1 protein-coding gene and 1 pseudogene are annotated in these 3119 nt (G+C 67.1%); one reads left to right on the top strand and one right to left on the bottom strand.

Annotated elements, in window-relative coordinates; all coding sequences use genetic code 11:
- Nucleotides 1-246 (bottom strand): annotated as a pseudogene (locus ACIQ6O_RS15300) (hypothetical protein); the annotation flags it as partial.
- Nucleotides 247-615: 369 nt separating this feature from the next.
- On the opposite strand from ACIQ6O_RS15300, the gene ACIQ6O_RS15295 reads away from it, so the two are divergent.
- Nucleotides 616-3119, top strand: a 2504-nt coding sequence (locus ACIQ6O_RS15295; protein WP_396208642.1) for a SusC/RagA family TonB-linked outer membrane protein, incomplete at its 3' end; no start/stop codon positions are given.

The following is a 3119-nucleotide window of genomic DNA, read 5'->3' as shown; positions in this document are numbered from 1 at the left end:
GTTCAGCACGCCGGCCCGCGTGAGCGCTTCCGCCCACGCGAGGCTGCCGGTCACGTCGTCCTCGAACATGCGCCGGTCGAAGGCGAACGAGGATCCCCACGCCAGCAGCGCCTTGTCGGGGGCCACATCGAACCGGCCCGACCAGAGTGGCGTGGTGGCGGGCTGGGCGTGCGCGCGATCGCCTGAGGCGGCCAACGCGATGACGGTGAGGAGCGCAGCAGTCGCTGATCGGCGACGGATCGACATGGGACCCTGGGGCTAAGAGGCGGGCGTGATGAACGCCGGTGCAAACGTGGGGAGAAAGTGCGTCGGGCCGAGGGCCGATGCCAAGAACGGGACGGGATCAGCGTAGCCCCATGATGCCCGATGTACACGGTGAAGGAAAAGGAGCGCATTGACGGTGACCGTTGCCAGGACCTTGCGTGCGGGATCGACGTTCGGGCGAAGATGACAGCCAAGGCTCGCACGGTCTGCGACCACGTCGTATACTCGCTCGCAATTCGCCAACCCACGGTGGATTTCCGGTTTCGCAATTCCAATTCCTGGAGAGGAAATATGCCCACTCGTCGATGGTTGTGGTCTGTCGTGACAGGGAGGGCGCCCGCATTACTGCGGGTGTCATCCATCGTCGCACTGACCACCGTGCTGTTCATGCCGGCCGCGCACACCCTTGAGGCCCAGGGAACAACCGGTACCGTGCGCGGCACCGTCACCGACTCCGCCACCGGCCGCCCGGTGTCCGGTGTGCAGATGACCGTCGCCGGTGCCGCCGCTCGTGCCGCCACGTCGGAGAACGGCACCTACCAGCTCACCGGCGTCCCGGCCGGTCGGGTGATCGTGCGAGCACAGCGCCTCGGCTACAGCGCATTCCAGCGCACCGTCGAACTGCCGGCGCGAGGGACGGCGACACTGGATATCCAGCTGCGCCCCGTGGCCGCGGTGCTCAGCACCGTCGTGGCCACCGGCTACGGCAGCAGCCGACGCGCCACCGTCAGCAACGCCATCGCGAGCGTGGACAGCAGCGCCTTCGACGCGATCCCCGTGGTGAGCCTCGACAACGCGCTGCAGGGTCGGGTGCCGGGCGTGCAGGTGATGCAGAACAGCGGTGAGCCCGGTGGCGGCGTCTCGGTACGCATCCGCGGCCCCGCCTCGCTGAACGCCGGCAGTCAGCCGCTCTACGTGATCGATGGCGTGCCCATGCTGCAGGGCACCTTCGAGCAGATCACCGGCACCAGCGGTCAGCGCATGACCCCCATCTCGGGCATCAATCCCGACGACATCGCCTCCATCGACGTGCTGAAGGATGCCGCCGCGGCCGCCATCTACGGCTCGCGCGGCTCCAACGGTGTCGTCGTGATCACCACCAAGCGTGGCGCCGGCGGCAACAAGTTCCGCTTCAACATGAGTGCCTACACCGCCTCGCAGAAGCTGGAGAAGAAGATCGATCTGCTCAACGCCACGGAGTACGTGACCGTGATGAACGAAGCGCGCACCAATCAGGGGCTCGCCCCGCGCTTCCCGGCCGGCACCGACAGCATCAACACCGACTGGCAGGACGCCGTGTTCCGTACCGCGCCCATGAGCGAAGTCAACATGAGCGTGAGTGGCGGCACGGATCGCCTCCGCATGTTCCTCAGCGGCAGCGACACGCGGCAGACCGGTATCGTCATCGGCTCCGACTACCAGCGCCAGGCCGTGCGCCTCAACACCGACGCGCAGGCTACCAGCAAGCTCACCATCACCTCCAACATCGGCCTCACGCGCGAGTCCAACGATCGCGTGCCCGGCGACCAGAACATCGACGGCGTCGTGACCAACGCCATGGCCATGCAGCCCTTCTCGCCGGTGCGCGGGAATGCGTTCGGCTTTGCCGGCATCGCCAACGGCCTCATCTACTCCAACCCGGTGGCCACCGCCACCTACAGCGCGCTCAACGTGAACACGCTGCGCGCGCTCGGGAACATGGAGGCGCGCTACGCGATCACGCCGAAGCTCAATCTGTCCGCACGCCTCGGCAGCGACATCTACGCACTCGATGAACTGCGGTGGCGCTCCCCCAAGGTGGATCGCGCCGTGAGTGCCAGCGTGGGCGGTGAAGGGGCCAACGGACGCACCCGCGCCTATCGCTTCCTCGCCGAGACGTTCGGCAACTGGGACGTGATCGACAGCGACAACCAGACCCTGCGCATCACCGCCGGCGCAAGCCAGGAGCGCAATTCCACCAACTTCAATTACGTCGCCGGCACCGGCTTCCCCACCGGCTTCGAACGCTACGTGCGCAACGCAGCGCAGGTCTCCACCTTCGACGGTGGCGAGACCGAGAACACGCTGGTGTCGTACTTCAGCCGCGCCAACTACACGTGGCGCGAGCGGTATGTGCTTACCGCCAGCCTGCGTCGCGACGGCTCGTCGCGGTTCGGTGACAACAGCCGCTACGGCAACTTCGCGGCCCTCTCCGGCGCGTGGACCGTCTCCGACGAATCGTGGGCGGGCACCCTGTCGCGCCTCATGACGCTCAAGCTGCGCGCGAGCCGTGGCGCCACCGGCAATCAGCAGATTGCCGACTTCGGTAGCCGCACGCTGGCCACCGCCAATCCGTACGCCGGTGTGGCCGGCCTCGCGCCGTCGCAGCTGGGTAACCCCAATCTCCGCTGGGAGCGTACCACCGAGACCGATCTCGGCGCCGACATGGGCTTCTTGAGCGGACGCGTGAACCTCGTGGTGGACTGGTACAACCGCTCCACCGCCGACCTGCTGGTAAACCGCCCGGTGGCCGCCACCAGCGGCTACACCACCGTGGCCGACAACGTCGGGTCGCTGCGCAACCGCGGCATCGACCTGCAGCTGCAAACCGTGAACATCCGTCGTCCCGGAACCGGTGGCTTCGAATGGACCAGTGACCTCAACGTCACCTGGAACCGCAACCTCGTCACGGCACTCTCCGACGGACAGCCGGTGAACTCCACGACCTCGGGTCGCCTCACCAGCGTCGCCATGGTCGGCAAGCCGATCGGTACGTTCTTCGTGTACGACTTCCTCCGGGTGGACCCGGCGACCGGCAACGCCATCTATCGTCGCGGCGACGGTGGCGAAACGATGGCGCCCGTCACGGCCGACCT

This window comes from Gemmatimonas sp., from assembly GCF_044345575.1.
In the GTDB taxonomy this organism is placed as follows: Bacteria; Gemmatimonadota; Gemmatimonadetes; order Gemmatimonadales; family Gemmatimonadaceae; genus Gemmatimonas.
Note: the sequence above shows the minus strand (reverse complement) of the source record. Positions and strands in the feature narration are given on the sequence as shown.